Origin of the sequence: Qaidamihabitans albus, from assembly GCF_016464705.1 — a bacterium.
Lineage (GTDB): Bacteria > Actinomycetota > Actinomycetes > Mycobacteriales > Pseudonocardiaceae > Qaidamihabitans > Qaidamihabitans albus.
The window spans coordinates 18,886-44,116 of sequence record NZ_JAEHOB010000012.1 but is presented as its reverse complement, the minus strand read 5'-3'; the positions used below and the strand labels follow the sequence as shown (position 1 = coordinate 44,116).

Below are 25,231 nucleotides of genomic sequence, written 5' to 3'. Positions count from 1 at the left end.
GTGGCTCCGATCAGCACCACCATCGAGGTCGACCGGCCACCGGAGGAAGTGTTCGCCTACGTTACCGACCCTGCACGTTTCTTCGAATGGCAACGCAACGTCGTCGGCGGACACATGGACACGGATGGTCCGACCACGGCCGGTACGAAATGCCTGACCACCCGACGGATCGGTTTCGCCGAGCGGGCGGTCACTTCCGAGGTCACCCACATCTCCCCGCCCCGCAGGTGGGGTGTGCGCGGGATTGACGGCCCTGTCCGGGCGGTCGTGAACGTGACCGTGGAGCCGGTTGAGCAGCGTCGATCACAGTTGACCATCGATGTCGACTTCGAAGGCCACGGCATCGGCAAGCTGCTGGTGCCGCTCGCCGTGCGTCGGCAAGCGCGCAACGAGATGCCGACGAACCTTCGTGCTGTGAAGGAACGCCTCGAGAACGGCGGGCAGGGCGGCCATTAGAGCATTCGGGAGGAAGACGGGCGGACCGGCCGATACCCCAGCGCCATGAACAGAATCGTCGCCTGCTCGGGCAGCCGATGCCGGGCCCGCCGGTGCTCGACGATGACGAACGCGGATGTGCTCAAGCAATGGGAGACCGCGCAGGTGCCGTTCCTCCGGCACCAAATCAACGAGCCCGCATGACACTCGCCTCCTGATCGCTGCCACCGACACGATCACGGCGTTCCCGGCGGCTTGTCACCGGGACGGCGCGTCGCGCAGCAGGGCTGCTGAGCCTCATCGGCGCCGTGCCGTGTCGCGGTGGCCTCGGGACGGCGGTTGTCGGCTGCGCGTCCGTATCCGCCCGTTGCCTCCCTACATTGGACCGATACACGCTTGGTCCCGCACTCGCAGGGTGGCTGGGCGAACGGCGGTGGGTCGACTGGGCATTGGTTGCGGACATCATGGTCATCGCCGTGGTCGAGGGACTCGCGCGCGTCGACGTCGGTGGTTCGCTGTGGACACCGCACGTTCTTCGCACCTGCCCCCGGGGGCCGCGAGCGGCTACAGCCGCTGGGGGGTGCCGATGCCGAGCAGGGACAACCCCAGGGTCAGGACCTTCGAGGTGAGCTGTGCCAGCACCAGGCGCGAACGCCGGAGGTCCTCGGGTGTGGTGTCGGCGAGGATGGGGCAGCGCTCGTAGAAGGCGGTGAACGCGGTGGCGGTCTCGTACAGATACGTGCACAGGCGGTGCGGCAGGTAGGTTTCCGTGGCCGACGTGACCGCGGCGGGCAGTTGCAGGAGTTTGAGCAGCAGGTCGCGTTCCGCCGCTTCCACCAGGGTCACCGGGGTGCCGGGGGCGGGGGCTTCGCCGGCCTTGCGCAGGACGGACAGGATGCGCGCGTTGGCGTACTGGAGGTAGACGGCGGTGTTGCCGTCCATGGCGAGCATGCGGTCCCAGTCGAAGGTGTAGTCCCGCTCCCGGTCGCCGGAGAGGTCCGCGTACTTGACCGCGCCGATCCCGACCGCGCGGGCGACCGCGTGACGTTCCTCGTCGCCGAGCTCGCTGCGATCGGCGACGATCGCAGCTGCCCGGTCGATCGCCTCGGTCAGCAGCTCGACGAGCTTGACGGAGCCACCGGCGCGGGTACGGATGGTCTTGCCGTCCTCACCAAGGATCGATCCGAAGCCGATGTGCTCGGCGCGGTGTTCGTTGGTGAGCCAGCCGGCCTGCCGCGAGGCCGTGAAGATCATCGCGAAGTGCTGGGCCTGCGGAGTGCCGACCACGTACAGCAGGTCGGTAACACCGCGCTCGCGGGTCCAGTAGCGGACGGTGGCCAGGTCGGTGGTGGCATAGCCGTACCCGCCGTCGCTCTTGCGGATGATCAGCGGCAGGCGGTCGCCGTCACGGTTGGTGAAGCCGGGCGGGAACACGCAGACCGCGCCATCGCTGATCTCGGTGAGTTCCTTGGCCTCGAGTTCGTCGATGACCTCGGCCAGGTAGGGGTTGTAGAAGCTCTCGCCGTGGATGTCCTCGTGGGTGAGGTCGATGCCCAGCAGTTCGTAGACCTTGTCGAAGTGGCGGGTCGACTCGTCCACCAGCTGCTGCCACAACGCAAGGGTCTGCTCGTCCCCGCCCTGCAACAGCACGACGCGCCCGCGGGCGCGGGTGGCGAAGTCCGGGTCGGCGTCGAACTTCTTGCGCGCCTCCTGGTAGAAGCCGTTGAGGTCGCTGATCGTGTGTCCATCGTGACCGGCTGCGGCGGTCCAGCCTTCGTCGACGAGATGCTCGATCAGCATCCCGAACGGGGTGCCCCAGTCGCCGAGATGGTTGTGCGGGACGACCTCGTGACCCTCGAACCGCAGCAGGCGGGCGATCGCGTCGCCGATGATCGAGGAGCGCAGGTGCCCGACATGCATCTCCTTGGCCACGTTCGGGCTGCTGTAGTCGATCGCGAACCGGCGGGGCCGCTCGGTCCGTGCGACGCCGAGCCGGTCGTCGCCCAGCAATGCGGTGGCGTGCTGTTCCAGCCAGGTGCGCTGGAGGACCAGGTTGATGAAGCCGGGGCCGGCGATCTCGGACGTCTCGACGAGATCCCCGGCGTCGAGATGGGTCACGATGTCGGTCGCGACCTCCCGCGGCGCCCGGCCGAGTCGCTTGCCCAGGCTCATCGCCACGTCGCACTGGTAGTCGGTTCCGCTCCGGTTCGACGGTCGAACCAGTGCCTCGGCGGGGGTGATGTCGACATCCAGCGCCGTCTTGAGCGCGGTGGCGACCCGGCGCCCCAGCTCGACACTCACATCCCCGTGCAGCACCTACCTGACCTCCATGCTCCCGGCGCAACGCATTGCGATGTACTGGCTATGTCCTTCTACGGACATGCGTGCTCGCTTCCAGTTTCGCAGCCAGTGGGAACCGGCGAACCACCGCCGCCGGCCCTCCTGTCACTTTCGCCAGAACAGATGGTGTGTCACGCCGCTCGGGCTGGGCACGACCTCGAGGTGGAACCGGTCGAGCAGCTCGTCGGGCGACTCCCAGAGGCGCAGCCCGGACCCGAGCTCCACCGGCGACACCGCCACATGCATGGTGTCGACGAGGTCGGCGTCGAGGAACTGCCGGATGGTGGTGACCCCGCCGCCGAGCCGGACGTCCTTGCCCTGCGCCGCCTCCCGCGCCTGCTCGAGGACCGTGGCCGGGTCGCCCTCGACGAAATGGAACGTGGTGTCGGAGAGCGTGAACGAAGGACGCGTGTGGTGGGTCATGACGAACACCGGGGTGTGGAACGGGGGTTCCTCACCCCACCAGCCGCGCCACTCGTGGTCCTTCCAGGGCCCGCGCTGGGGCCCGAACTTGTTGCGCCCCATGATCTCGGCGCCGATGTTGTGCGCGAAGTCCCGCGTGAAGTAGTCGTCGAGGCCGCGGGTGCCCCCGGGGTCGGTGCGGTTGGGCCAGCTCGCCGTGGCGCCCGCCCAGGCGAACAGGTTCCCGGGATTGACGTGGCCGAACGGCTTTTCGAGGCTCTGGTCCTCACCGGCGCCGATCCCGTCGCTGGAGACGTTGAAGTTCTGGACTTTCAGCAGCTGACCCACGTGTTCCTCCTGTGCTTTCGATGACGATGGTAAGACTCGCCGGGCCGGAAGAACTCATCGCTGCCATCCGTGACCAAGCTTCACAACCGGTCGAGCACGGCAGCGGTGACCGAGGCGGTGCCCGCCGCCGGTGAGCCGGTGGCGGTGAGCTCGATCGCTCCGTCCGCGTAGGCGCGCTCGACGGCGGTGCGCACGGCCGCCGCGGCGGCGTCGTGGCCCGTGTGCTCGAGCAGCAGGACGAGGCTGAGCAGCTGCGACGTCGGGTTCGCCAGCCCCTGCCCGGCCAGGGACGGGGCGCTGCCGTGGATGGGCTCGAAGTAGGCGGCCCGCTCGCCGATGTTGGCCGAACCGCACATGCCGAGCCCGCCCACGGTTGCGGCGGCCAGGTCGCTGAGGATGTCGCCAAGGAAGTTCTCCATCACCAGCACGTCGAACCGCTCCGGACGGGCGACCAGCTCGTGCGCGGCCGCGTCGGCGTAGAGGTGACCGGCGGTGACGTCCGGGTAGCCTGCGGCCACCTCGTCGAACACCGAGCGGAACAGCGCGAAGCTGCGCAGCACGTTGCTCTTGTCCACGCAAGTCACCTGCGGCCGCGCCTCCCTACGGCCCGCCGCTCGCCCCCGGGCCAGCTCGAACGCGTGCCGCACGACCCGCCGTGTCCCGGTCCTGGTCACCAGGAGCTGGTCGGCGGCGGCGTCGCGGGCCACCACGCCGGCGCCCCGCGACGCGTACAGACCCTCGGTGTTCTCCCGGACGAGGACGTAGTCGATGTCGCCCGGCTCGTGCCGGGTCGCGCTGCGAACGCCGGGAAGCAGCCGCACGGGCCGGATGTTGGCGAACGTGTCGAGCCCCGTGCGCAGCACGCCGCCGAGGAGCCCGGCCTCGGTGCCGTCCGGCCGGCGGACATCCGGAAGGCCCACCGGGCCCTTGAGCACTCCGTCCGCGGCGGCCAGCCGGTCGAGGGCGCCCGGATCGACGGCCCGGCCCGTGCGCCGGTAGTGCTCCGCCCCCGCGGGCTCCTCGCGGACGTCGAGGGTGATCCCGTGGCGCTGCGCCACGGCGCGCAGCACCGTCAGCGCGCTCTCCACGAGTTCGGGGCCGATGCCGTCACCGGGGATCACGGCGAGGCTCAGCTCGCGGCCGGACTGTTCAGGCGCCATGCGCACCGGCCCCCGTGCCCGCGATCCGGCCGAACACCGAACCGTTGGTGAGGCCGCTGCCGCCGGGATAGTTGAAGTAGAAGATGCCGCCGACGAGCTCTCCCGCCGCGTACAGCCCGGGAATGGGGGAGAGGTCGGTGTCGAGCACCTCGGCGCCGGTGTTGATCCGCACACCGCCGAAGGTGAACGTAATCCCGCACGTCACCGCGTACGCCTCGAACGGGCCCTGCTCGATCCGGTTGGCCCAGTTGGTCTTGTCGACCGTGAGCCCGTGGGTGCGCCGCCCGTCCCTGACGTTGGGGTTGAACGGGGTGTCCGTGCCGACGGCGGCGTTGTAGGCGGCCAGTTCCGCGAGGAAGCCCTCGACGTCGACGCCGTCGAGTTTGCGGGCCAGCTCCTCCAGCGTGGGCGCGGTGACCTTGGTGACCTGGCGGATGCGGTACTCGTCGCGCAGCAGGTGGCTCACCTGCTGGTCGAAGACCTGCCATGCGAAATGCCCCGGCTGCTCCAGGATGCGCCGCCCGTACTTGGCGTAGGTGTAGTTGCGGAAGTCGGCGCCCTCGTCCACGAAGCGCCTGCCGTCGGCGTTGACCATGATGCCCCACGGATAGCTGTGTTTCTGGAAGTGGTCGCCGACCGAAAGGTCACCGAACTCGGGCGCGTTCAGCTCCCATCCGACGGCGTGGCAGCCGGACCAGTTGCCGACCGGGCTGGCCCCGGCCTCCAGCGCCATGCGGATGCCGTCACCGGTGTTGAACTTGGTGCCGCGCACCTTCGCCAGGTCCCACGCCGGCCCGAGATACTTGGTGCGCATCTCCGTGTTGGCCTGGAAGCCGCCGCTGGCCAGCACCACCGCATCGGCTCGCTCGTCGCGGATCTGCCCGTTCTGCCGGATCGTGACGCCGTGCACGCCACCGCTGTCGTGCAGCAGCGACACCGCCCTGGCGCCGTACTCGACACGCACGCCCTCGCGCTCGGCGGCCCTGGTCAGCGCCTCCACCAACCCGGGCCCGCCGCCGGAGGCCTCGACCGTCAGCCCGCCCCAGAAAGTGAACCTGCCGTCGACCTTGAAGGCCTGCCTGCCGTAGATGGGAACGAACCGCACCCCCTTGCCCGCCATCCAGCGCAGGGTGGGCATGCTCTGTTCGACGAGCAGCGCCGCCAGGTCCGGATCGGTGCGGTACTCGGTCACCCGGGCCAGATCGTCCAGAAAGGACTCGGCGGGGTAGGCCCCGAAGTCGGTCCTGGCGATCTCCTCGTCGGTGAGATCGGGCATCAAACGGCGGAGGTCCTCGACGCCGTCGTAGGCGACTCGCATCGCGCCCGCCGTGAAAGCGGTGTTGCCGCCGCGTAGCGGCTTGGGCGCCCGCTCCAGCACGAGCACCTCCGCTCCCTGCTCTCGCGCCGCGAGAGCCGCGCAGAGCGCCGCGTTACCGGCCCCGACGACGATCACCTTCCGAGACTGCATGACTCCTCGCATTCAGATTGCATTCAATATTGGATACTTCGTACTCAAGTTGCCGACGACCGGCGAGCCGCAGGTATCGTGTGCGCCGTGACCACGGCGCGTAACCACGGCAAGGACCTCCGGCGCTACCTCGTGCCGGGAACGCAACGGGGGCGAACGACCGACGCGGTCACGGACGCGCTGCGCGAGGCCATCCTCGACGGCTTCCTCACCCCGACGACGTGGCTGCGCGAGGACGAGATCGCCGGCGCGTTCGAGGTGAGCCGCACCCCGGTCCGTGAGGCGATGCGCAGGCTCGCCGACGAGGGCCTGGTCATCAAGACCGTCCACCACGGCACCACGGTGGCGCCGCTGTCGCTGGAGGACGTCCTCGCGCTGTACGTGGTGAGGGAGAATCTGGAGGGGCTCGCCGCGCGGCTGGCCGCCGTCCGCTGCCCGTCGGGGCTGGTCGAGCGGCTCGACGAGATCGGCTCCCGGATGAAGGCCGCGGCCGCCGAGGCCGACACGCCGCGGCTGTCCCGGCTGAACCTGGAGTGGCACCGCGCACTGCGAGACGCCACCGGCAACTCCTACCTCGGCCGGTTCCTCGGCCAGGTGGAGCACGCGGTGCGCAGGCTGCCCGCGTCCACGCTCGGCCACCCCGGCCGGGCCGAGGAGGTCCTGTCCGAGCACGATGCCGTGGTCCGCGCCATCGAGCGGCGCGACGGCGCGGGCGCCGAGCAGGTGGCCAAGGCACACATGCGGCGCGCGCGGGAGATCCGCCTCGCGGTGATGCTCGGAGAGTGACGGCGAGCGCCACACGGTCGTTTCAGCCGGCATCGTCCCACCGCCTCGCGAAGGCCCGCGCGAACCGGATCAGCAGCGGAAGGCAGGACAGCACCACCACCAGCCTCGCGATGTGCATGGCCGCCACCACGGCCGTGTCCGCTCCCACGGCCGTCGCCGACGCGAGCATCTCGCCGACACCGCCGGGCACCATGCCGAAGACGGCCGTGGCAACGTCGGCCGTGCCGAGGTGTCCGATGAGGACACCCCAGCCGACGCCGAGGCCGATCACCGCGAGCACCACGATCAGCCCGGGCGCCAGGACGGTCCGCAGCTCCCGCAGCATCCCCGGTTCGATCGCCAGGCCGACGACCGTGCCCGCGAGCAGTTGTGCGGCGACCTGCCACGGGACCGGCACGTCGAGCTCCACACCGGCGACAAGCCGGGCCGTCGCGGCCCCGCCGATCGACCCGATCAGCGGCCAGAACGGCAGGCGCAGCAGGCAAGCCAGCGTGGCACCCGCCGCGCCGCACACCAGCACGATCACCACACCGGCGTTCACGACGAGCCCGACCAGGCGACCAGAACGGGCAGCACCACCAGCACCACGGCCAGCACGCGCGTCACGTGCACGGCGAGCACGACGCCCATGCGCGCGCCGAGGTCCGCGCCCGTCAGCGCGATCTCGCTGACCCCGCCCGGTGCGCACGCCAGCACCGCGGTCACCGGGTCCATGCGGTAGCGGGTGATGAGCAGCGCCGCGAGCCCGGCCTCCAGCACGAGCAGCAGCGCGATCCCGGCGGCCAGCGGCAGCAGGAGATGGCCGATCGTGTGCATCGTGGCGGCGTCGAGCCGCGCGCCCGCCACGGAGCCGAGTACGACGAGCGCCACCGTGCGGATGCCCTTGCCGACCGCCCGGTGCTGGAACGCGCCCGCGCGGACCCGGTTGGCGACAGCGCTGCCCACGACCGAGCCGACGAGCACGGCCGCAGGGATGCGCAGCAGGGTGAACACCGCGGCTCCGGCGACCGCACCGGCCAGCAGCTGCGCGAGCCGGCCGGCGTCCGCCCACCAGCCGTGTCCTGCGGAACGGTTCACCGGCTACGCCACCAGTATCGCGGGTGTCAGGTACCCGACGGGCAGGGCGATGTCGGCGAAGCGCTGCAACAGCAGCAGCACGCCGAGCAGCACGACCGTGTAGGTGGCGATCGCGTGGGGCCGCATCTGGGCGACCCTCCACAGGAACACCGGCACGAACACCAGCGCGGCCAGCACCAGGCCGAGCACGTAGACGAGTGCGATGAACGCGACCAGCCACGCGAACGCGCGCGTGACCCAGCCGAGCTCCTCCCGCCACGCCGTGACCCGCACCTCGTCGGAGGATGCGCGGCGCCGCGTGTACACCTGGACCGCGAGCGCGAGTGCCGCGAGCGCCGCCCCGAGCAGGCAGACCAGCGTCGGCACCAGCCGCGCCTTCTCGCTGTAGCCCTGGGCGAGCAGGAACCCACCGGCGAACACCACGAGAAACCCGCCGGTGACGGCCAGCGTCCACGCGGGGGGCGCCTGCGTGCCTTCGGGCTCGCCGTCGTCCTCGTCCGCGGGCGTGTCCCCGGCCGCGCCAGCCACGGGCTCCGCACCGGTCCGCGCGGCGCGGGCCCTCGCCCAGCGCACGGCGGCCAGCACCAGCGGGATCACCAGCACGGCGGCCATCACGAGCACACCCGGCCGCAGCGCCCATTCCGAGAACGAGTACAGGTTCGCGGTGAGGTAGTAGTAGCGCTCCAGCGGCACGCTCAGCACGAAGCCGATGAGGAACGGCGCGCGCGGGAAGCCGGTCGACTTCATGGCCCAGCCGATGGCGCCGAGCAGCAGCATGACCTGCAGCACCGCGATCTGCTGCGACTCCTGGAACCCGCTGGTGAACAGGATCACGACGAGGCCGCCCGCGAGCACGGGGAACCGCACGAAGCTGAGCTTGGCCAGCGGGAAACTGAGGAGGAAGCACAGCGCCGCACCGATGACGCTCGCCAGCGCGAAGGACCAGACGATGGTGTAGATGATGTCGAGGTGGTCGGTGATGATGCGCGGGCCCGGCTCGATGCCGAAAACCAGCAGCGCCCCGAGCAGCAGTGCCGCGGGCGCGCCACCGGGGATGCCGAACAACAGCGTGGGGATCAGATCGCCCGCCTCGACGCTGTTGTTGGCGCTCTCCGGCGCGATGATGCCCCGCGGATCGCCCTTGCCGAATTTGTTCTTGCCCTTCCTGCGGGCGGTGGCACGAGCCTGGCCGTAGGCCATCCACGTGCCGGCCGTCGCGCCGACACCGGGCAGCACACCCGCCCAGATGCCGACGAAGGCACCGCGGAGCACGTGCGTCCAGTGCCGCAGCACGTCGCGCAGGCCCGTGCCCCAGCCGGAGCCGATGCCGGATCCGGACGCGATGCTGGTCTTGCGAGCCACGAGGGACACCACCTCGGCGATGCCGAAGATCCCGAGCGCCACCGCCACGAGGTCCAGGCCCTCGTTGAGGAACAGGGTGCCGAAGGTGAACCGGTAGTCGGCGGCCGCGGGTGCCGCACCGATCTCGCCCAGCAACAGGCCGAACGCGCCGGCGATCAGGCCCTTGAGCATGTTGCCCCTGGACAGCAGCGCCGCGAGCGAGATGCCGAGCACCGTCAGCATGAACAGTTCGGGCGAGCCGAAGTTCAGCACCAGCGGGCGGGCCAGCGGGATCGACAGCGTCAGCCCGACGGCGCCCAGCAGACCGCCCGCCATCGAGGCCAGGAACGCGATGGACAGCGCGCGGGCGCCCTGTCCGCGTTTGGCCATCTCGTGGCCGTCGAGCATGAGCACGGTCGCCGACGCCGATCCGGGTATGCCGATGAGCACCGACGAGATCGTGTCGGAAGTGTGCACCACCGCCACCGCACCGATGATCAGGGCGAGCGCCTGCTGCGGCTCGATGATGAAGACGAACGGGAGCAGGATGGCCACCGCCCCGGTGCCGCCGAGTCCCGGGATGATGCCGATGACCAGGCCGGCCAGCACGCCGGCGACCAGGAAGGCCAGCGTTGTCGGGTCGAGCAGAGCGCCGAGCGCGCTCAGTGCCGCGTCGAGCATGGAGTGTCCTTTACCGGGAGGCAGGGCGCTTTCGCGCACCACCGCCGGCGGGCGGCGGGCGGGCGGCTGCCCGCGGCGCCGCTCACCGGCAGCGGTGGCGGAGCGTCAGTTGCCTTCGAGCGTGACGTCGTACGACTTCTTCAGCATGTCCAACGTGTACTCGCGGACCTCCGGCTTGATCCGGAAGGCCTCCTGCAACTCCTCCTCGGCCTCCTCGCCGGAGTACAGCGGGTAGCCACCGAGCACCTCCTCACTGGAGGAGGCGAACTTCGGATCCTTGCTGATCTTGTCGGCGGCGTCCCGGTAGGACTGGACGATCGGATCGGGCGTGCCCTCGTTGGCCCACAGGCCCTTCTGGTACACGTAGCCCGGAACGAGGAACGCCCGGTACGCCTCGTATGCCTCGCCGCTCGGCGCCTTGCCGTGCAACTGCCGGTAGACCTCCTCCACGGTCGGCAGGTCGGGCACGTTGGGGTCGCGCACGATCTCGCCGTCCTTCAACATGCCGAACGACATCAGCGGCACTGCCTTGCCGTCGTCGACGAGCGGCTTGACCTGCGTCAGGTAGGCCGATGTGGTCTGGTAGTCCACATTGACCTCACCGCGCTCGAACGCCAGTCGCGCCGGGCCGCGGCCCTCGAAGCCGAACGTGGCGTCGAGCTTGGTGCCGAGCACGTCGAAGGCCTGCAGCATCGTCAGGTCGAGGCCCGTGGCGCTGATGCCGCCGTAGGTCAGCGGCTTTTTCAGGTCGGCCAGGTCCCCGGCCGACCGGATGCCGGTGCTCGGCGACGCGTAGATGACGCCGCCGGTGCCGTTGAGGATCAGCGGGCGCAGCCTGGTGAAGTCGAACTGCACCTCGCTGCGGCCCAGCAGTGCCTGGAAGTACGTGGTGCCGGAGGTGACCAGCACCTGGCTGCCGTCGGTGCCACCGCTCTGCACGAACTGGTTGGAGCCGGTGATGCTCTCGCCTCCCGGCACGTTCTTCGGCGTGAAGGCCGGGTTGCCCTCGACGTGCTTCTCCAGGTACGGGGCCAGGAACCGGGCCCAGGTGTCGGTACCGCCGCCCTCGGAATAGGGAATGACGAGCTCGGTCCTGGCCGGCATCTCCGACGAGGACTCGCTTCCGCCGCTACCCAGTCCCTGCGGGTTCGCGCATCCGGCGGCGAGCCCGAGCGCGGCCATCGTCGCCACGACGGCCTTGGCCCGAGATCCGAACATCGTTGTCCGTTTCATGCTCTGTGCCTCCTTATTGCGTCACGACATCGAGCTGGTTGTCCAGCCACGGGCCGGGCACCAGTACGGTGCCCTCCATGAGCCGCCGGGCGGTGCGATACCCGGTCACCGAAGCCACCCGCCACCCGCGGTCCTCCCGTCGCACGTCGGCGCTCAGCGGCAGCACGCCGGCAGGGTGTCCGATGTGGCACTCGCCGCTCGGGCCACCGGCCGCCTCGGCGACCAGCGTTCCGGGGATGCAGGCCGCGACAGCCGTGCAGATGCCACCCGTGAGCGCATACGACCGATGCACCCTACCCATCGACATCATCGCGGCCCGAACGGTCGTGTCTCCGGCGTTCTGCAGGGCACCGTCGGCGAGCAGGTAGTCGCGCGGCGCGCCGACGAACGTCAGCTTGGGCACCGACGGCGCGTGCGCGGTCGCCTCCTCCGGTGTTTCCGCGATCCCGGCGAGCACCGCCCCGTGCGAGCGCACCGCCTCGATGCGGGCGAGCAGCGCCGGGTCGGAGTCGATCTCGTCGGGGCTCTCCGTCCCTTTCAGACCGAGGGAGTCCCACCGCACGAACAGCAGCGGATTGGCGGCGTCCACCAGCGACACCGGGATCGTGCCCAGCTCGGGAACGGTCAGCTCGTCGTGTTCGCTGCCCGTGGGCAGCAGCGAGCCGGTGACCGCGCCCGCCGGATCTTCGTAGTCCAGCCGGATCCGTGAGCCGGTGCCGGGCACGCCGGGGACGGCGAAGTCCCCGACCGGGTCGAACCGCCCACCCCGGGTGGGCACGTGCGCGACGATGACCTTACCCGTGTTGACGTTGAGGATCCGCACGTGCGTGACCGGCTCCGTGGGCTCGACCAGCCCTTCGTCCACCGCGAAGGGGCCCACTCCCGACGAGAGGTTGCCGCAGTTGCCGCGGCGGTCGATGAGTGCCCGGTCGATGGCCACCTGCCCGAACTCGTAGAGGATGTCGACGCCCTGCTGGGTGCCGTCGGAGATGACGGCGACCTTGCTGGTGCTCGACGTCGCCCCGCCGATCCCGTCCACCTGCCGACGGTCGGTGTCGGGGCTGCCGTAGGCGGCGAGGATGAAGGCGTCGCGCACGGCTCTCTCGGCCGGGAGGTCTCGGTCGTGGAAGAACAGGCCACGGCTGGTTCCTCCCCGCATCAGCACTGCAGGAACACGCACGGCTACCTCACATTGAATACAATTTGAACGCGTTTTGCGTGCCCATAGTGTCCAGGCGCTGGGGTAAGCACAAGCGCCAATTCGTACATGCAGAATGAAGCCATGCTTAACGCAGCTCTCGACCTGACCCGGCTGCGGCTGCTCGCCGAGGTGTCCCGTCACGGGTCCATGACCTCGGCGGCGGCGGCGCTCGCCTACACGCCGTCGGCGATCTCCCAGCAGATCCGCCGGCTGGAGAGTGACGTCGGGCAACCGCTGGTCGACCGGCACCATCGGGGTGTGAGCCTCACCGAGGCCGGCCGGGTCATCGTGGAGCACACGCTGGCCATTGAACGCAATCTCGAGGCGCTGCAGGTGCGGCTCGACGACATCGCGGGCCTGCGCGAGGGGTCGCTGCGGCTGGGCACGTTTCCGACGGTCGCCTCGTCGCTGCTGCCGCTCGCGGTCACCGGGTACCGCCGCGCGTACCCGGGGGTGCGGCTGTCGGTGCACAGCGCGCGGCTGAGCCAGCTGCTCGACCTGCTCGACCGGCGCAGCGTGGAGCTGGCGTTCCTGTGGGAGTACGAGTGGTCGCGCGTCACCACGGACTCGCTCGAACTGAAGATCGTGACCGAGGACCCGACCGCGCTCGTGGTGGCCGCGTCGCACCGGCTCGCGGGCCGGATCTCGGTGGACGTGAGTGAGCTGGCCGAGGAGAGCTGGATCATCCGGGGCGACAACCACCCGGTGGCCGAGGTGCTCTCCCGCACCGCGCACGCCGCCGGTTTCGAACCGTCGGTCGCCTTCGAGGCCAACGACTACCAGGAGGCCCAGGCGATGGTCGCCGTCGGCATGGGCATCGCGCTTGCGCCGAGGCTGGCGCTGGCGAACCTACGTGCCGACGTGCGGGTGCTGCGGCTCGACGGCTACGCGCCGAGCCGTCGCATCCTGCTCGCCCGGCTGGCTTCGCGCGCGCAGACCCCGGCCGAGCAGGCGATGGCGGACGTCATCCTCGACCTCGGCCGCAGCGGGCGGGCCGGCGTGTGAGCGAGCCGACGTTCACCTGACGGCGGTGCAGGGCAGGGGTGCTGTGCGTACGTTTCGGCTGCCGCACCAGGTCGAGGGTCGTGCGGGACCGACGGTGTCGGCTGGAGGCATCGGCCGTCGTGTCTACGCGGCACTCGTCCGGCCCGAGCCGGCTCGGGCCGGTCACATTGTGCAAAACTCCGGCGGATCGCGCGATGGAGAAACGTCCGGCCGCGTCCACGGAGCCATCCGCGCGGCGATCTCGGGGTAGCCGATCTCACTGAGTGCAGGCAGCGGGCATCACGCTGGTCTGCCCGGGCGGGCGCTGGGCAAACGCACTCCCCCCTTGGACACGGCGGGGTGCCCTCGCCGTACTCGCAGAGCCAAGGCATTGAAGATCTGCCGTGCCTCTCATACCGCCCGAGTTGCCAGAGCCCCAATCTGCCCGCGGAGTCAGTGGCGGGGATCGCGAGGCCCGTAGACCCGGAGCCATCGGAGCGGCGCTGCAGGCCGACTAGCGGCAGTGACCGCACGTTTGGCGTCCACGACCACCCGCCCGCTCCGGTGGCTCTACTGTGTACTTTCCAGGGGGCGTTCCGCGTAGGTGATGACGATCCGGCAGACATCGCAGTGGGTGGGAACCTCGATGCTGTTGAGGTCGAGTTGAACAGCCAGAATGGCGGGAAGTGTTCTGTTCCCTCGCGTGCTTCAAACGAGGCCCGGCCGCTGCGGGTAAGCCCTTCGATGTGCGCGAGGTAGTCGTCAGTCATCCTGTAGAAGGATCGGAACCCGTTGTCCTTGATGTAGTTGATGTTGAATCTGAAGGATTCCAGGACAATCGGAAACGGGTGGAAGCCGAAATGGGGTCGTAGTTCTTCGATGAACTGCTCGACGTTCGCCTGCCTGACGACGGTGTCGAGTCTGACCCACTTGCCGGTGTTGTCGTGTTCGGCCATCTTGGTGGCGATCAGTTGGCGCGCTTCGGCGAGGTTGTCCAGCTTCTCGTCGCACAGTCGAAACACCAGTTCGCGGGCTTCCGCGCTGTCGGATTCGTGTGCTTCTTTGACCGCTCGCACGATGTGTGTCGAGATGGCGCCGTCGTAGGCCAGGACCCAGCCGAGGCGCTGCCACTGGTCCGGGATTCCGCGTTCCGCCACGCCCTGGATGAACTGTGTGCCTGTTGTCCCCAGGTTCCCGCCTTCTCGTCAGCGTTGTGCTCGGCTACTCGCAAAGTATCGGGTGGGCATGCGGACGGCATCCGCTCAAGGTGGATGGTCCCGGCTATGGCCGGTGCCTCTCAGAGCGTCTTTTTCACCGCGTTGGTCACCTCGTCGAGTGGTACGCGTTCCTGGTCGCCGGTGAGAAGGTCACGGACGGTCGCCATGCCTTCGGCGTAGTCCTGTTCACCGATGATCACGACGACCCGTGCGCCCGCTTTGTCGGCGCGCCCGATCTCTTTGCCGAGTTTCGCGGACTCCAGTGGTGTCGTGGTGCGCACGCCCGCTGCGCGCAGTTCGGCGGCCGCGGTGCGGGCAGGTTCGAACAGCGCCTCGGCTGTGGGGATCACCACGGCGTCGACCTTGTTGGCAGGCTCCGGCAGGAGGCCGTGCGTGGTCAGGAAGTCCATCAGGGTGACGTCGCCCATGCCGAATCCGAACCCGGCGACCGGCTGGGAGGAATACAGGCCCACGAGGTTGTCGTACCGGCCGCCGCCGAACAGGCTGCGCCGGTTGTCCGGGCTTGCGTCGAAAACCTCGAACACGGTCGAGGTGTAGTAGTCGAATCCGCGGACGATCAGCGGGTCGACCTTGATCAGGTCGTGGGCGGGAGTGTTCATGACCTCGACCAGCTTCGAGCCGGCGCGAGCCTCATCGGAAAGCTCCGCCACGATCGCCTCGCCGGCCTGCACGACTTCACCCAGCCTGGTGAACTGCACATCGGTCAGGCCGATCTCTGCCGCGTCGGCTCGCAGTTTGTCCTCGGGGTACTTTTCCCACCGGTCGAGCAGGCCGGCCACGGGACGGGTCTGGTCGGCGGGGATCCGGAGGATCTCGGTGAAGATGGCGTTGAGCAGCACGCGGTCGCTCATCCTGAGCACGTACATGTCCGGCGTCGCGCCCAACGCGGCCATCATGGCGTGGATCAGCTCGATGAACTCGATCTCGACAGCGCTGGAGGGGGAGCCGAACAGGTCGACGTTGATCTGCCAGTGTTCGCGTAACCGCCCACGCTGGGGGCGTTCGTAGCGGAAGCAGTTCGGGTGGGAGTACCAGCGCACCGGGAACGTCAACCGCCCAAGGTTGCCCGCGATCATGCGCGCCACCGAGGGTGTCATCTCGGGGCGCAGCGCGAGCCGCCGACCGCCCCGGTCGGTCAACGTGTACAGCTGCTGCTCGACGATCTCCCGGCTGCTCTTCGCCTCATAGATGTCCGTGGGCTCGAGGATCGGCCCGTCATACCGTTGATAGCCGAAGACCTCGATGACCTCGTACAGCCGATGGAAGACCTGCTGCCGGACCGAGATCTCCTCTGGCAAGAAGTCGCGGGTGCCTCGGTACGGTTCAGTCGGCAGGTACTTGCCCACGGCGGAGGTCCTTCGATGACTGTCGGGTATCGGAACACCCCACAGTAGTCGTCACGCGAGGACCACCGGGACGACGGTCAGCCGAGACCGGATGGGATGGCCGGAGAGCAGTTCCGCACGACGGGAAACCGGAGCGATACCCCACCAGGGCGACGAGGGGACTGCCGCGGCTGCCAGGTCCCCGCGGAGATACACGCGCTCTCGACACCATCACCCATCTCCGCACGGCTCAGCCCGCGAATCCGGGCGGCCCACGTACCCACCGAATGCTGAAGCCGAGAGCTGCACCGGTCATGGCACGATTCGGCGGAAACCCGGTGGACTTCGCGGCCGAACGAACGGCCATGACTCACAACCCGAGCGCAGCGTCCGAACCGTGCCCGGCGGTCTGCCGACGCTCGGGAATGCCGGTGACTCCACGCGTGGGAGGCGGTCTTCGAACCTGCCGGGACGGACCACGACGCACTGTTTCCGCAGGTCACCGGTCGTGAGTGCGTAACAGTGTTCTAACTCGTGTGCGCACTCACGAGGGGTGACCAGGCACGATGCCCGCGCCTTCCTGGGCGCGGGAGCGCAGCCTGCTGCATGTGTCGGGTTCCGGAGCGCGGAAGCGCCTCTAGGGCTCGTGGGTGGGCGAACCGTCCGAGCTGCCGGCCGGAGCCGACGGTAGTGTCACGCGTCGATCGCCCAGCCGGGCCGGCCCGTGAGCCGGCGTTCGCCGTGGGCCTGGACCGGGACACGGGCGGCTTCCGGAGCACCTGACAGAGGTCGTGACGCGAGCGGAGGTGAGCGGTGTTCACGCTGCACCGCGCGGAGAGCGCCGACGCCCTGGTCGACGCTTTGGCCGGCGTGCTGCGCGCGGTCCCGGCGGACCCGTTCGTTCCGGACGTCGTCGCCGTGCCGGCGAGAGGCGTCGAGCGGTGGCTCGCGCAGCGGTTGTCGGCATCCCTCGGCATCGCCGCGAACATCGCGTTCCCGCATCCGAACCGGCTGGTCGCCGACACGCTCGCCATGGCACAGGGCCTCGACCCCGAGGACGACCCGTGGGCGCAGGGGCGGCTGGTCTGGACGCTGCTGGACGTCATCGACGAATCCCTCGGCGAGCCGTGGTGCGCGATGCTGGCGCACCATCTCGGGGCGGGGGAGGCGGCGGACTCGCACCGCCGCGGGCGCCGGTACAGCACCGCCGAGGCGCTGGCCCGCCTGTTCGCCGACTACGGCGAGAACCGCCCCGCCATGCTCGCCGACTGGGCGGCCGGTGGCGACTCCGACGGCGCGGGCACCCCCGTCGACGGCGACCTGGCGTGGCAGGTCGAGCTCTGGCGACGACTGCGCGAGCGCGTCGGAACACCGAGCCCCGCCGAACGTCTGGGCGTGACCTGCCGGCGGCTGGCCGCCGAGCCCGGGCTGGTGGACCTGCCCGAGCGGGTGTCGCTGTTCGGGGCCACCCGGCTGCCCCAGGCGCAACTCGAGGTGCTCGACGCGCTCGCCGTCCACCGCGACGTCCACCTGTGGCTCACCCATCCGAGCCCGGCGATGTGGGACAGCCTCGCCGAGCGTCCCGCCCCGCCGCGGCGCGCCGGCGACGACAGCGCCCTCCAGCTGCGGAACCCACTGCTGGCCGGGCTGTCCCGCGACGTCCGGGAGCTGCAGCACCGGCTGCGGAACCGCTGCACCCCCGTGCACCATCCCGGTCCGAGCCCCGGAAAGGGAACGCTCGCGGCCGTTCGGGCCGACATCGCCGAGGAGCGCAGTCCGGGCGTGACGGGCAAGGTTCCGCACGACGGCAGCATCACGGTCCACGCCTGCCACGGCCCGGCCCGGCAGGTGGAGGTGCTTCGCGAGGCGTTGCTGCGGCTGCTCGCCGAGGACGAGACCCTGCAGCCGCGCGACATCATCGTCATGTGCCCGGACGTGGACAGCTTCGCCCCGCTGATCACGGCGGCGTTCGGGCAGCCGGACGGCGGCGAGCATCCCGGGCACCGGCTGCGGGTCCGGCTCGCCGACCGCGGCCTGGCCCGCACCAACCCGCTGCTGGAGACCGTGGCGACGCTGCTGCGCCTGGCGGACGGGCGGGTGACGGCCAGCGAGGTGCTGGACCTGGCGGCGAGCGAGCCGGTGGCCCGGCGGTTCGGCTTCACCGGCGACTCCCTGGAGACGGTGCGGACGTGGACCGTCACCGCAGGGGCCCGCTGGGGTCTGGGTGAGCGGCAGCGCGCCGCGCACGGCCTCGGGCAGGTCCGGCAGAACACCTTCGCCACCGCACTGGACCGGCTGCTGCTGGGTGTGGCCGCGGACGAGACCGGCCTCGAATGGCTCGGCCTGGCGTTGCCGCTGGACGACGTGGACTCGAGCGACGTGGACCTGGCCGGCCGGTTCGCCGAGTTCGTCGACCGCCTCGCCTCGGTGCTGGCCCGGCTCACCGGGCAGCAGCCCGCGGGGGAGTGGACGTCGGTGCTCGGCAGAGCGCTCGACCTGCTCACCGACGTCCCGCCGGACGCGGCCTGGCAGCGGATGCAGGCGGGCAGGGAGTTGGCCACGGCCACCGAGCACGCCGGCGAGGCGCGGCTGCGGCTGGCGGACGTCCGGTCCCTGCTGGCCCGGCGCCTGGACGCTCGACCCACCCGAGCGAACTTCCGCACCGGCGAGGCGACGGTGTGCACGCTGGTGCCGATGCGGTCGGTGCCGCACCGGGTGGTCGCGCTGCTCGGCCTGGACGACGACACCTATCCCCGCGCGGGGCGCGCGGGCGGGGACGACATCCTGGCCCGCGACCCCTGCCTCGGGGAACGCGACCCACGCAGCGAGGACCGGCAGCTGCTGCTCGACGCCGTCCTGGCAGCCACCGACCACCTCCTCGTCTGCTACACGGGCGCGGACCCGGTCACCGGCGCCACCCGCCCGCCCGCGGCGCCCCTTGCCGAGCTCATCGACGCCGTGGAGGCGACCGTCACCGAGCCCGCCGCGGTGGTGACCCGGCAGCCGCTGCAACCCTTCGACCAGGCCAACTTCGCCGCCCCCGGCCCGTTCAGCTTCGACCCCCACGCGTTCGCGGCCGCGCGGGCCGCCCGGAATCCGCGACCGCGGCCGCCGTTCCTTCCCGCACCGCTACCCGCCCTCGACCGGACCGATGTCGAGCTGGATGCCCTGGTCGCGTTCCTGAGCAACCCGGCAAGGGCGTTCCTGCGGCAGCGTCTGGGCGTCACGCTGCCCGGCCCTGCCGACGAGATCGACGACGCGCTGCCGCTGCGGATCGACGGGCTCACCCGCTGGGACATCGGCAACCGCATGCTGTCGGCCGCACTGGCCGGCGCCGCCATCCCGGACCTCTGCCAGGCCGAACTGCGCCGCGGCACGCTGCCCGCGGGGCGGCTCGGCGCCGGCACCGTGAACACCATCGCGCGCGGCGTCGAGGTGGTCCGGGACGCCGCGGCCCCGTATCTGACGGAGAGCGCGGGGACCACCGACGTCTCGGTCGACCTCGGTGGCGGCCGTCGCCTCACGGGCACGGCCCCGGGGGTGCGTGGCACGGTGCTGCTCAACGCCTCGTACTCGGCGTTGTCACCGCGGCAGCGGCTCGCCGCGTGGGCGCGGCTGCTCGCGGTCGCCGCCTCCACCGGCGACCCGGGGTGGCGGGCGGTCACGATCGGTCCTGCCAAGACGGAGGCGCCGACCGCGCGAGGCTCGACCCTCACGGCGCCCGCGGACCCGCGGGCGGTGCTGGCGCAGCTCGTGGACGTCTACGACCGGGGGATGACCGAGCCGCTGCCGCTGGCTCCGAAGACGTCCGAGTGCTACGCGAGCCGCCGCCTCGCCGGGATGGAGGCCGAGGAGGCGCGCACCGACGCGGCGGCGGTGTGGGCAGGCTCGGCGACGGTGCCCGGGGACGACGCCGACGACGCCGTCCGTTTCGTGCGCGGCGACCAGGTTCCGTTCGAGCGGATGTGGGAGGCCCCGCCCCGCGCCGGCGAGCGGTGGTCCGGGGAGACGTCCCGGTTCGGCGCGCTCGCCCGCCGCGTGTGGGACCCGCTGCTGGCTGCCGAGGAGGTGAGGCCGCTGTGAACGCCGCGCGGTTCGACCTGACCGGGCCGTTGCCGACGGGCAGCACGGTGATCGAGGCCAGCGCGGGCACCGGCAAGACCTACGCCATCGCGGGACTGGCCACCCGCTACCTCGCCGAGGGCGTGGCAGAGCTGCCGCAGCTGATGCTGGTCACCTTCGGCCGCGCCGCCACCCGCGAACTGCGCGAACGCACCCGCGCCCGCCTGGTGGCCACCGCGGCCGCCCTCGCCGATCCCGGACGGGCCCGCGGCGACGACGATGAGCTCGTGGCGTGGCTGGCCCGTGGGGACGAGGAGACCGTGCGGGCGCGGCGGCTTCGGCTGCTGCGCGCGGTGTCGGACTTCGACGCGGCCACCATCGCCACCACGCACGGCTTCTGCCAGCGGATGCTCGACAGCCTCGGCATCGCCGGGGAGCGCGAGCCCGACGCGGTGGTCGTCGAGTCGGTGGACGACATCGCCGAGGAGGTGATCTCCGACCTCTACCTGGAGCGGTATCGCGACGCCGATGAGGCGCAGTTGCCGCTGCCGCAGGCGCGGGATGCGGCGCTGGCCGCGATCAGGGACGGCCAGGCGCGCCTGGCGCCGGCCGAAGCCGGGGCGGGCACGGTGGCGGGCCGGCGGGTCGCCTTCGCCGAAGCCGCCCGCGCCGAGGTGCGGCGGCGCAAACGCCTGCGCGGGGTCCGCGACTTCGACGACCTGCTCGTGCTGCTCCGGGACACCCTCGCGCACCCGGTGCACGGCCCGGCCGCGTGCCGCCGGATCCGCGAGCGCTACCGCGTGGTGCTGGTCGACGAGTTCCAGGACACCGACCCCGTCCAGTGGGAGGTGCTGCGGCTGGCCTTCCACGGCAGCGTCACCATGATCCTGGTCGGCGACCCCAAGCAGGCCATCTACGCTTTCCGCGGCGCCGAGGTGCTTGCCTACCTCGACGCCGTGCGGACGGCCGATCACCGGCTGGCACTGGAGGTCAACTGGCGCAGCGACGGCGGCCTGCTCACCGCGCTGGAGCGGGTGTACGCGGGCGCGGCGCTCGGCCATCCCGAGATCGTCGCCAAACCGGTGGCGCCCGCCGGTCCCGGCGAACGACTGCCGGGCGCGGCGCCGCTGCGGCTGCGCTACCTGGACCGCACCGGCTGCGGGCCGCGGAACAAGGCCGGGTTCCCTGCCGTCGGCGCCGTGCGCCGCCGGATCGCGGCCGACCTCGCCGACGACGTCGTCACCCTGCTGGAGAGCCGCCCCGCGCTGGCTGCCGACGGCACGCAGCGCCAGCTGGCGCCCAGCGACATCGCGGTGCTCGTGCGCAACCGCACCCAGGTCGCCCTGGTCCGCGACGCGCTGCACGACGCCGGTGTGGCCTGTGTGCTGGCGGGCGGTACGAGCGTGTTCGCGACCCCCGCCGCGGACGCCTGGCTGCGGCTGCTGCAAGGACTCGAACACCCGCACCGCCCGGCCCGCGTCCGGCTGGCCGCGCTCACCCCGCTGATCGGGACGACCGCGGCGGAGCTCGACACGGGCGGTGATGAGATGGTCGCCGAGCTGGCCGGGCTGCTGCGCGAGCTCGCGGGCACCTTCGCACAGGCGGGCGTGGCGGCCATGACGGAACGCCTCGCCGGCCGGACCCGGCTGGACGAGCGGATCCTGGGCGTGGACGGCGGCGGGCGGATGCTCACCGACATCCGGCACCTCGCGCAGCTGCTCAACCGCGCGGCGGCGACACAGTCGCTCGGCCTGACCGCACTGATCCGCTGGCTGTCGGCGCGGACGACCGAGGAGCAGCGCGTCACCTCGGCCGATCGCAGCCGGATGCTCGACCGCGACAGTGCGGCGGTGCACATCGTGACCATCCACGCCTCGAAGGGGCTGGAGTATCCGGTGGTGTACCTGCCGTTCGGCTGGGACGGCGGCAAACCGTCCGATGTGGAGTCCTTGCTCCTGCACGAGAACCGCCGGCGCGTGCGCGACGTCGGGGGGCGCGGTGGAGCCGGGTACGCCGAGCGCAAGGTGCGGCACCAGGTGGAGGAGGCGGGCGAGGACCTGCGATTGCTGTATGTCGCACTGACTCGTGCGATGTGCCGGGTGGTCGCGTGGTGGGCGCCGACGGTGAACACCAAGGGCGGCCCGCTGCACCGGCTGCTCTTCGGCCGCGACGGCGGCCATGCCGAACCGCCCGGCACGGCACCGGTCCCCGGCGACGCGGACCTGGCCGGACGGTTCGCGGAGTGGGCCAGGCCGGCGGACGGCACGATCGCGGTGGAGCCCGTCCCGGCCACGCCCGCCCGGCGCCGCCGGCAGCAGCCGGGCGAACCACAGCGGGAGCTGGCCGTCGCGCCCTTCACCCGTTCTCTCGACCTGAGCTGGCGCCGCGCTTCCTACAGCGCGCTCACCGCGGCCGCGCACGTGACGCCGGGGGCCGCCAGCGAGGTGGAGGAGAAGGTCACCGTCGACGAGCCGGAGACACCACCGGTGGCAGCGGGTGAGCCGCGGCCCGGGAGCGTGACGGCGTCGTTGATGAACGAGCTGCCCTCCGGTCCGGAGTTCGGCACGCTGGTGCACACGATCCTGGAACACGTCGACACCTCCGCCGCCGACCTGGCCGCCGAGGTGCGACGGCGCTGCGCCGAGGCCGCCGAGGCCACTGTCCGGCGTCTGTCCGGTGTGGACGTTGAGGCGCTGGCGGCCGCGCTGACCGCGGTGTTGCGCACTCCCTTCGGTGGCGGCACGCTCGCCGACGTCGCCCCGGCCGATCGGCTCGCCGAGCTCGACTTCGAGTTCGGGGTGGCGACGCACGTGACCGTGTCCGGCATGGCGGAGCTGGTTCGCGGGCACCTGCCCGCCGACGATCCGCTCGCCGGTTATCCCGACCAGCTCGCCATGCTGACCCCGCCGCCGCTGCGGGGTTTCCTCACCGGCAGCATCGACGCCGTGGTGCGCCGCCAGGGGCCGGAGGGCCCCGAGTTCACCGTCGTCGACTACAAGACGAACAGGCTCGGTGCCGGACCCCTCGACGCGGCGCACTACGGCCAGCAGGCGATGGCCGCGGAGATGTCGCGCGCCCACTATCCGCTACAGGCATTGCTGTATCTCGTGGCGCTGCATCGGTATCTGCGGTGGCGCCTGCCCGGTTACGACCCGCACCGGCACCTCGGCGGTGCCCGATACCTGTTCGTGCGCGGCATGATCGGCCCGCAGACCCCGCCCGGCTGTGGGGTGTTCGCGTGGCGGCCGCCACCCGCGCTCGTCACGGAACTGTCCGAACTGCTGGCGGGCTCATGACCGAGCCGCTGACCACCCTGCGGGCGACCGGCGCGTTGCGCACCTTCGAAGACGCGGGGGTGCTCGCCCCGGCGGACGTGCACGTCGCCTACCGGCTCGGGAAGCTCGCCGGTGAGGGCGACGAGATGGTGTTGCTGGCGGTGGCGCTCACCGTGCGGGCGCTGCGGCTCGGCTCCGTGTGCGTCGAGCTGGACCGGCTGCCCGACCTGGCCGCCGACAGCAGTGCCGACAGCAGTGCCGAAAACAGTGCCGACAGCCTGCCGTGGCCGGACCCGGCGCGGCTGGCCGGCGACCTGCGCCGGAGCCCGCTCGTGACGGGCGGCGCCGCAGGCCCCCTCACGCCGCTCACCCTGGTGGACGGTCAGGACGGGCCACTGCTGTTCCTGACCCGCTACCACCGGCAGGAGGATACGGTCCGCGCCGTGCTGGCCGAGCGGGAACGCAGGCGCCCTGCCGTGGACCTCGACATCGCGGCGGACGTGCTCGGCGCCCTCTTCCCCGGCGGCGGCCGGAGACCGGACCGGCAGCGCGTCGCCGCCGCGCTCGCCGCCACCGAGTGGACGACGATCGTCGCCGGCGGTCCCGGGACCGGCAAGACCCACACGGCGGCGCGCATCCTCGCGCTGCTGTACGCGCTGCACGGGCCCACACTGCGGATCGCGCTGGCCGCGCCGACCGGGAAGGCCGCCTCCCGGCTGCAGGAGTCGATCACCGAGCAGGCGGGTGAGCTCGGGCTGCCGGACGGGCTGGAGGCCACCACGCTGCACCGCCTCCTCGGACCGCGGCGCGACAGCCGGAGCCGGTTCACCCACGATGAGCACAACTGGCTGCCCCACGACGTCGTGGTGGTCGACGAGACCTCGATGGTGTCGCTGACGATGATGGCGCGCCTGGTGGAGGCGTTGCGTCCCGAGACCCGGCTGGTCCTCCTCGGTGACCCCGACCAGCTCGCGTCGGTGGACGCGGGCGCCGTGCTGGCGGACCTGGTCGCCCGCCCGTCGGCTCGTCCCGCCAACCCGGATCTCGCCCGGCTGGTGCCACCGGCCGGGATCGAACGTGAGCAACTGGGCCGCGCGGTGGTCCGCCTGCGCGACGGCCACCGGTTCACCGGCTCCATCGCCGAGCTCGCCGATGCCGTCCGCCGCGGCGCCGCCGACGAGGCCGTGGCCGTCCTTCGCTCGGGCGACGGCAGCGTCACCCTCCACGACCCCGAGGACGTCGACGAGGTACGCGCCGACGTGACCGCGACCGGCCTCGCGCTCATCGACGCCGCCGAACGCGGTGACATCCCGGCCGCGCTCGACGCGCTCAACGCGCACCGGCTGCTGTGCGCGCATCGTGGGGGTGCCTACGGCGTGGGCCGCTGGTCCCGCCAGGCGCTCACGTGGACCGGCGAGGCGTGCGGGCGCGTTCTCGATCCGGACCGCCGGTATCCGGGCCAGCCGTTGCTGGTCACCGAAACCGACTACGACGCCGGGCTCAGCAACGGTGACACCGGCGTCGTCGTCGAGCGGGGCGACGGCCACCTGGCGGTGTTCGACCGCGGTGCGACACCGCTGCTGGTCCACCCCAGCAGGCTCGCCGCCGTCCAGCCCGTCTACGCCATGACGGTGCACCGCAGCCAGGGCAGCCAGTACGAGACGGTGTCCGTGGTGCTGCCGGAGGAGACCTCCGCAATCCTCACCCGGCAACTGCTGTACACGGCGATCACGCGGGCCCGCCGCCGCGTGCGGATCATCGGCAGCGAGGCCGCCGTGCGGGCCGCCGTGGGGCGCCAGGCGCTGCGCGCCTCCGGCCTGGGGCGGTGACGACGGCTGGTCACCCTCGTGAGGGCGCACGCGAGTTGGAACGCGG

17 protein-coding genes are annotated in these 25,231 nt (G+C 71.3%); 7 read left to right on the top strand and 10 right to left on the bottom strand.

All coding sequences use genetic code 11. The features are described 5' to 3' along the window. Together JAP66_RS21710 and JAP66_RS21705 are read left to right on the top strand one after the other, a co-directional pair. Complete coding sequence (locus JAP66_RS21710) at positions 1 to 456, top strand: SRPBCC family protein (protein ID WP_199433666.1); 456 nt, start codon at positions 1 to 3, stop codon at positions 454 to 456. A gap of 45 nt (positions 457 to 501) precedes the next feature. Continuing rightward, positions 502 to 639, top strand: a complete 138-nt coding sequence (locus JAP66_RS21705; protein ID WP_199433665.1) for a hypothetical protein — start codon at positions 502 to 504, stop codon at positions 637 to 639. 360 nt (positions 640 to 999) lie between these two features. Here JAP66_RS21705 and argS read toward each other — a convergent pair whose 3' ends face one another. The 4 genes from argS to tcuA all read right to left on the bottom strand — a co-directional run bounded on the left by argS (position 1,000) and on the right by tcuA (position 6,153). After that, on the bottom strand, positions 1,000 to 2,751 hold the full coding sequence (argS, locus tag JAP66_RS21700) for an arginine--tRNA ligase (RefSeq protein ID WP_199433664.1): 1,752 nt from the start codon (positions 2,749 to 2,751) through the stop codon (positions 1,000 to 1,002). A gap of 129 nt (positions 2,752 to 2,880) precedes the next feature. Continuing rightward, positions 2,881 to 3,525 (bottom strand): dihydrofolate reductase family protein, encoded by a 645-nt coding sequence (locus JAP66_RS21695; protein WP_199433663.1) that lies wholly within the window; start codon positions 3,523 to 3,525, stop codon positions 2,881 to 2,883. 80 nt (positions 3,526 to 3,605) lie between these two features. Continuing rightward, positions 3,606 to 4,685 (bottom strand): isocitrate/isopropylmalate dehydrogenase family protein, encoded by a 1,080-nt coding sequence (locus JAP66_RS21690; protein WP_199433662.1) that lies wholly within the window; start codon positions 4,683 to 4,685, stop codon positions 3,606 to 3,608. Further along, positions 4,675 to 6,153 (bottom strand): FAD-dependent tricarballylate dehydrogenase TcuA, encoded by a 1,479-nt coding sequence (gene tcuA, locus JAP66_RS21685; RefSeq protein ID WP_199433661.1) that lies wholly within the window; start codon positions 6,151 to 6,153, stop codon positions 4,675 to 4,677. Before tcuA ends, JAP66_RS21690 begins: the two co-directional genes overlap by 11 nt. A gap of 87 nt (positions 6,154 to 6,240) precedes the next feature. Here tcuA and JAP66_RS21680 point away from each other — a divergent pair, with 87 nt between their 5' ends. Next, positions 6,241 to 6,939, top strand: coding sequence for a GntR family transcriptional regulator (locus JAP66_RS21680; protein WP_199433660.1), 699 nt, complete (start codon positions 6,241 to 6,243; stop codon positions 6,937 to 6,939). 22 nt (positions 6,940 to 6,961) lie between these two features. Here the strand turns inward: JAP66_RS21680 and JAP66_RS21675 are convergent, their stop codons facing one another. The 5 genes from JAP66_RS21675 to JAP66_RS21655 all read right to left on the bottom strand — a co-directional run bounded on the left by JAP66_RS21675 (position 6,962) and on the right by JAP66_RS21655 (position 12,451). Next, positions 6,962 to 7,480, bottom strand: coding sequence for an AbrB family transcriptional regulator (locus JAP66_RS21675; protein ID WP_199433659.1), 519 nt, complete (start codon positions 7,478 to 7,480; stop codon positions 6,962 to 6,964). Further along, complete coding sequence (locus tag JAP66_RS21670) at positions 7,477 to 8,016, bottom strand: AbrB family transcriptional regulator (RefSeq protein ID WP_199433658.1); 540 nt, start codon at positions 8,014 to 8,016, stop codon at positions 7,477 to 7,479. Before JAP66_RS21670 ends, JAP66_RS21675 begins: the two co-directional genes overlap by 4 nt. A gap of 3 nt (positions 8,017 to 8,019) precedes the next feature. Then, positions 8,020 to 10,038 (bottom strand): tripartite tricarboxylate transporter permease, encoded by a 2,019-nt coding sequence (locus JAP66_RS21665; protein WP_199433657.1) that lies wholly within the window; start codon positions 10,036 to 10,038, stop codon positions 8,020 to 8,022. 105 nt (positions 10,039 to 10,143) lie between these two features. Then, on the bottom strand, positions 10,144 to 11,271 hold the full coding sequence (locus JAP66_RS21660; protein WP_199433656.1) for a type 2 periplasmic-binding domain-containing protein: 1,128 nt from the start codon (positions 11,269 to 11,271) through the stop codon (positions 10,144 to 10,146). Positions 11,272 to 11,284: 13 nt separating this feature from the next. Next, positions 11,285 to 12,451: a 2-methylaconitate cis-trans isomerase PrpF family protein gene (locus JAP66_RS21655; RefSeq protein ID WP_199433655.1), complete on the bottom strand. Its 1,167-nt coding sequence runs from the start codon at positions 12,449 to 12,451 to the stop codon at positions 11,285 to 11,287. Between the two features lie 102 nt (positions 12,452 to 12,553). Between JAP66_RS21655 and JAP66_RS21650 the strand changes: the two genes are divergently transcribed. Continuing rightward, the gene (locus JAP66_RS21650; protein WP_235999233.1) at positions 12,554 to 13,477 is read left to right on the top strand and encodes a LysR family transcriptional regulator; all 924 of its coding nucleotides are present in this window, start codon (positions 12,554 to 12,556) and stop codon (positions 13,475 to 13,477) included. A 1,276-nt stretch (positions 13,478 to 14,753) separates the two neighbouring features. Here JAP66_RS21650 and hisS read toward each other — a convergent pair. After that, on the bottom strand, positions 14,754 to 16,040 hold the full coding sequence (hisS, locus tag JAP66_RS21645) for a histidine--tRNA ligase (RefSeq protein WP_199433653.1): 1,287 nt from the start codon (positions 16,038 to 16,040) through the stop codon (positions 14,754 to 14,756). Positions 16,041 to 16,832: 792 nt separating this feature from the next. Between hisS and recC the strand changes: the two genes are divergently transcribed. The 3 genes from recC to recD are packed head-to-tail and all read left to right on the top strand — an operon-like array spanning position 16,833 to position 25,185. Beyond that, positions 16,833 to 20,102 carry an exodeoxyribonuclease V subunit gamma gene (recC, locus tag JAP66_RS21640; protein WP_199433652.1) on the top strand — a complete coding sequence of 1,090 codons (3,270 nt, stop codon included), beginning with the start codon at positions 16,833 to 16,835 and terminating at the stop codon, positions 20,100 to 20,102. Further along, positions 20,099 to 23,377, top strand: a complete 3,279-nt coding sequence (locus tag JAP66_RS21635; RefSeq protein WP_199433651.1) for a UvrD-helicase domain-containing protein — start codon at positions 20,099 to 20,101, stop codon at positions 23,375 to 23,377. Before recC ends, JAP66_RS21635 begins: the two co-directional genes overlap by 4 nt. Continuing rightward, entirely contained in the window at positions 23,374 to 25,185 is a 1,812-nt protein-coding gene (gene recD / locus JAP66_RS21630; RefSeq protein ID WP_199433650.1) for an exodeoxyribonuclease V subunit alpha, read from the top strand. The genes JAP66_RS21635 and recD overlap by 4 nt, the downstream gene beginning before the upstream one ends. Positions 25,186 to 25,231 lie beyond the last annotated feature (46 nt).

Bases quoted from the DNA above. Each gene is read 5' to 3' on its own strand.
- JAP66_RS21650 (WP_235999233.1), top strand. From the start codon at position 12,554: ATGCTTAACGCAGCTCTCGACCTGACCCGGCTGCGGCTGCTCGCCGAG.
- tcuA (WP_199433661.1), bottom strand. From the start codon at position 6,153: ATGCAGTCTCGGAAGGTGATCGTCGTCGGGGCCGGTAACGCGGCGCTC.
- JAP66_RS21705 (WP_199433665.1), top strand. From the start codon at position 502: ATGAACAGAATCGTCGCCTGCTCGGGCAGCCGATGCCGGGCCCGCCGG.
- JAP66_RS21690 (WP_199433662.1), bottom strand. From the start codon at position 4,685: ATGGCGCCTGAACAGTCCGGCCGCGAGCTGAGCCTCGCCGTGATCCCC.
- JAP66_RS21660 (WP_199433656.1), bottom strand. From the start codon at position 11,271: ATGAAACGGACAACGATGTTCGGATCTCGGGCCAAGGCCGTCGTGGCG.
- recD (WP_199433650.1), top strand. From the start codon at position 23,374: ATGACCGAGCCGCTGACCACCCTGCGGGCGACCGGCGCGTTGCGCACC.
- JAP66_RS21665 (WP_199433657.1), bottom strand. From the start codon at position 10,038: ATGCTCGACGCGGCACTGAGCGCGCTCGGCGCTCTGCTCGACCCGACA.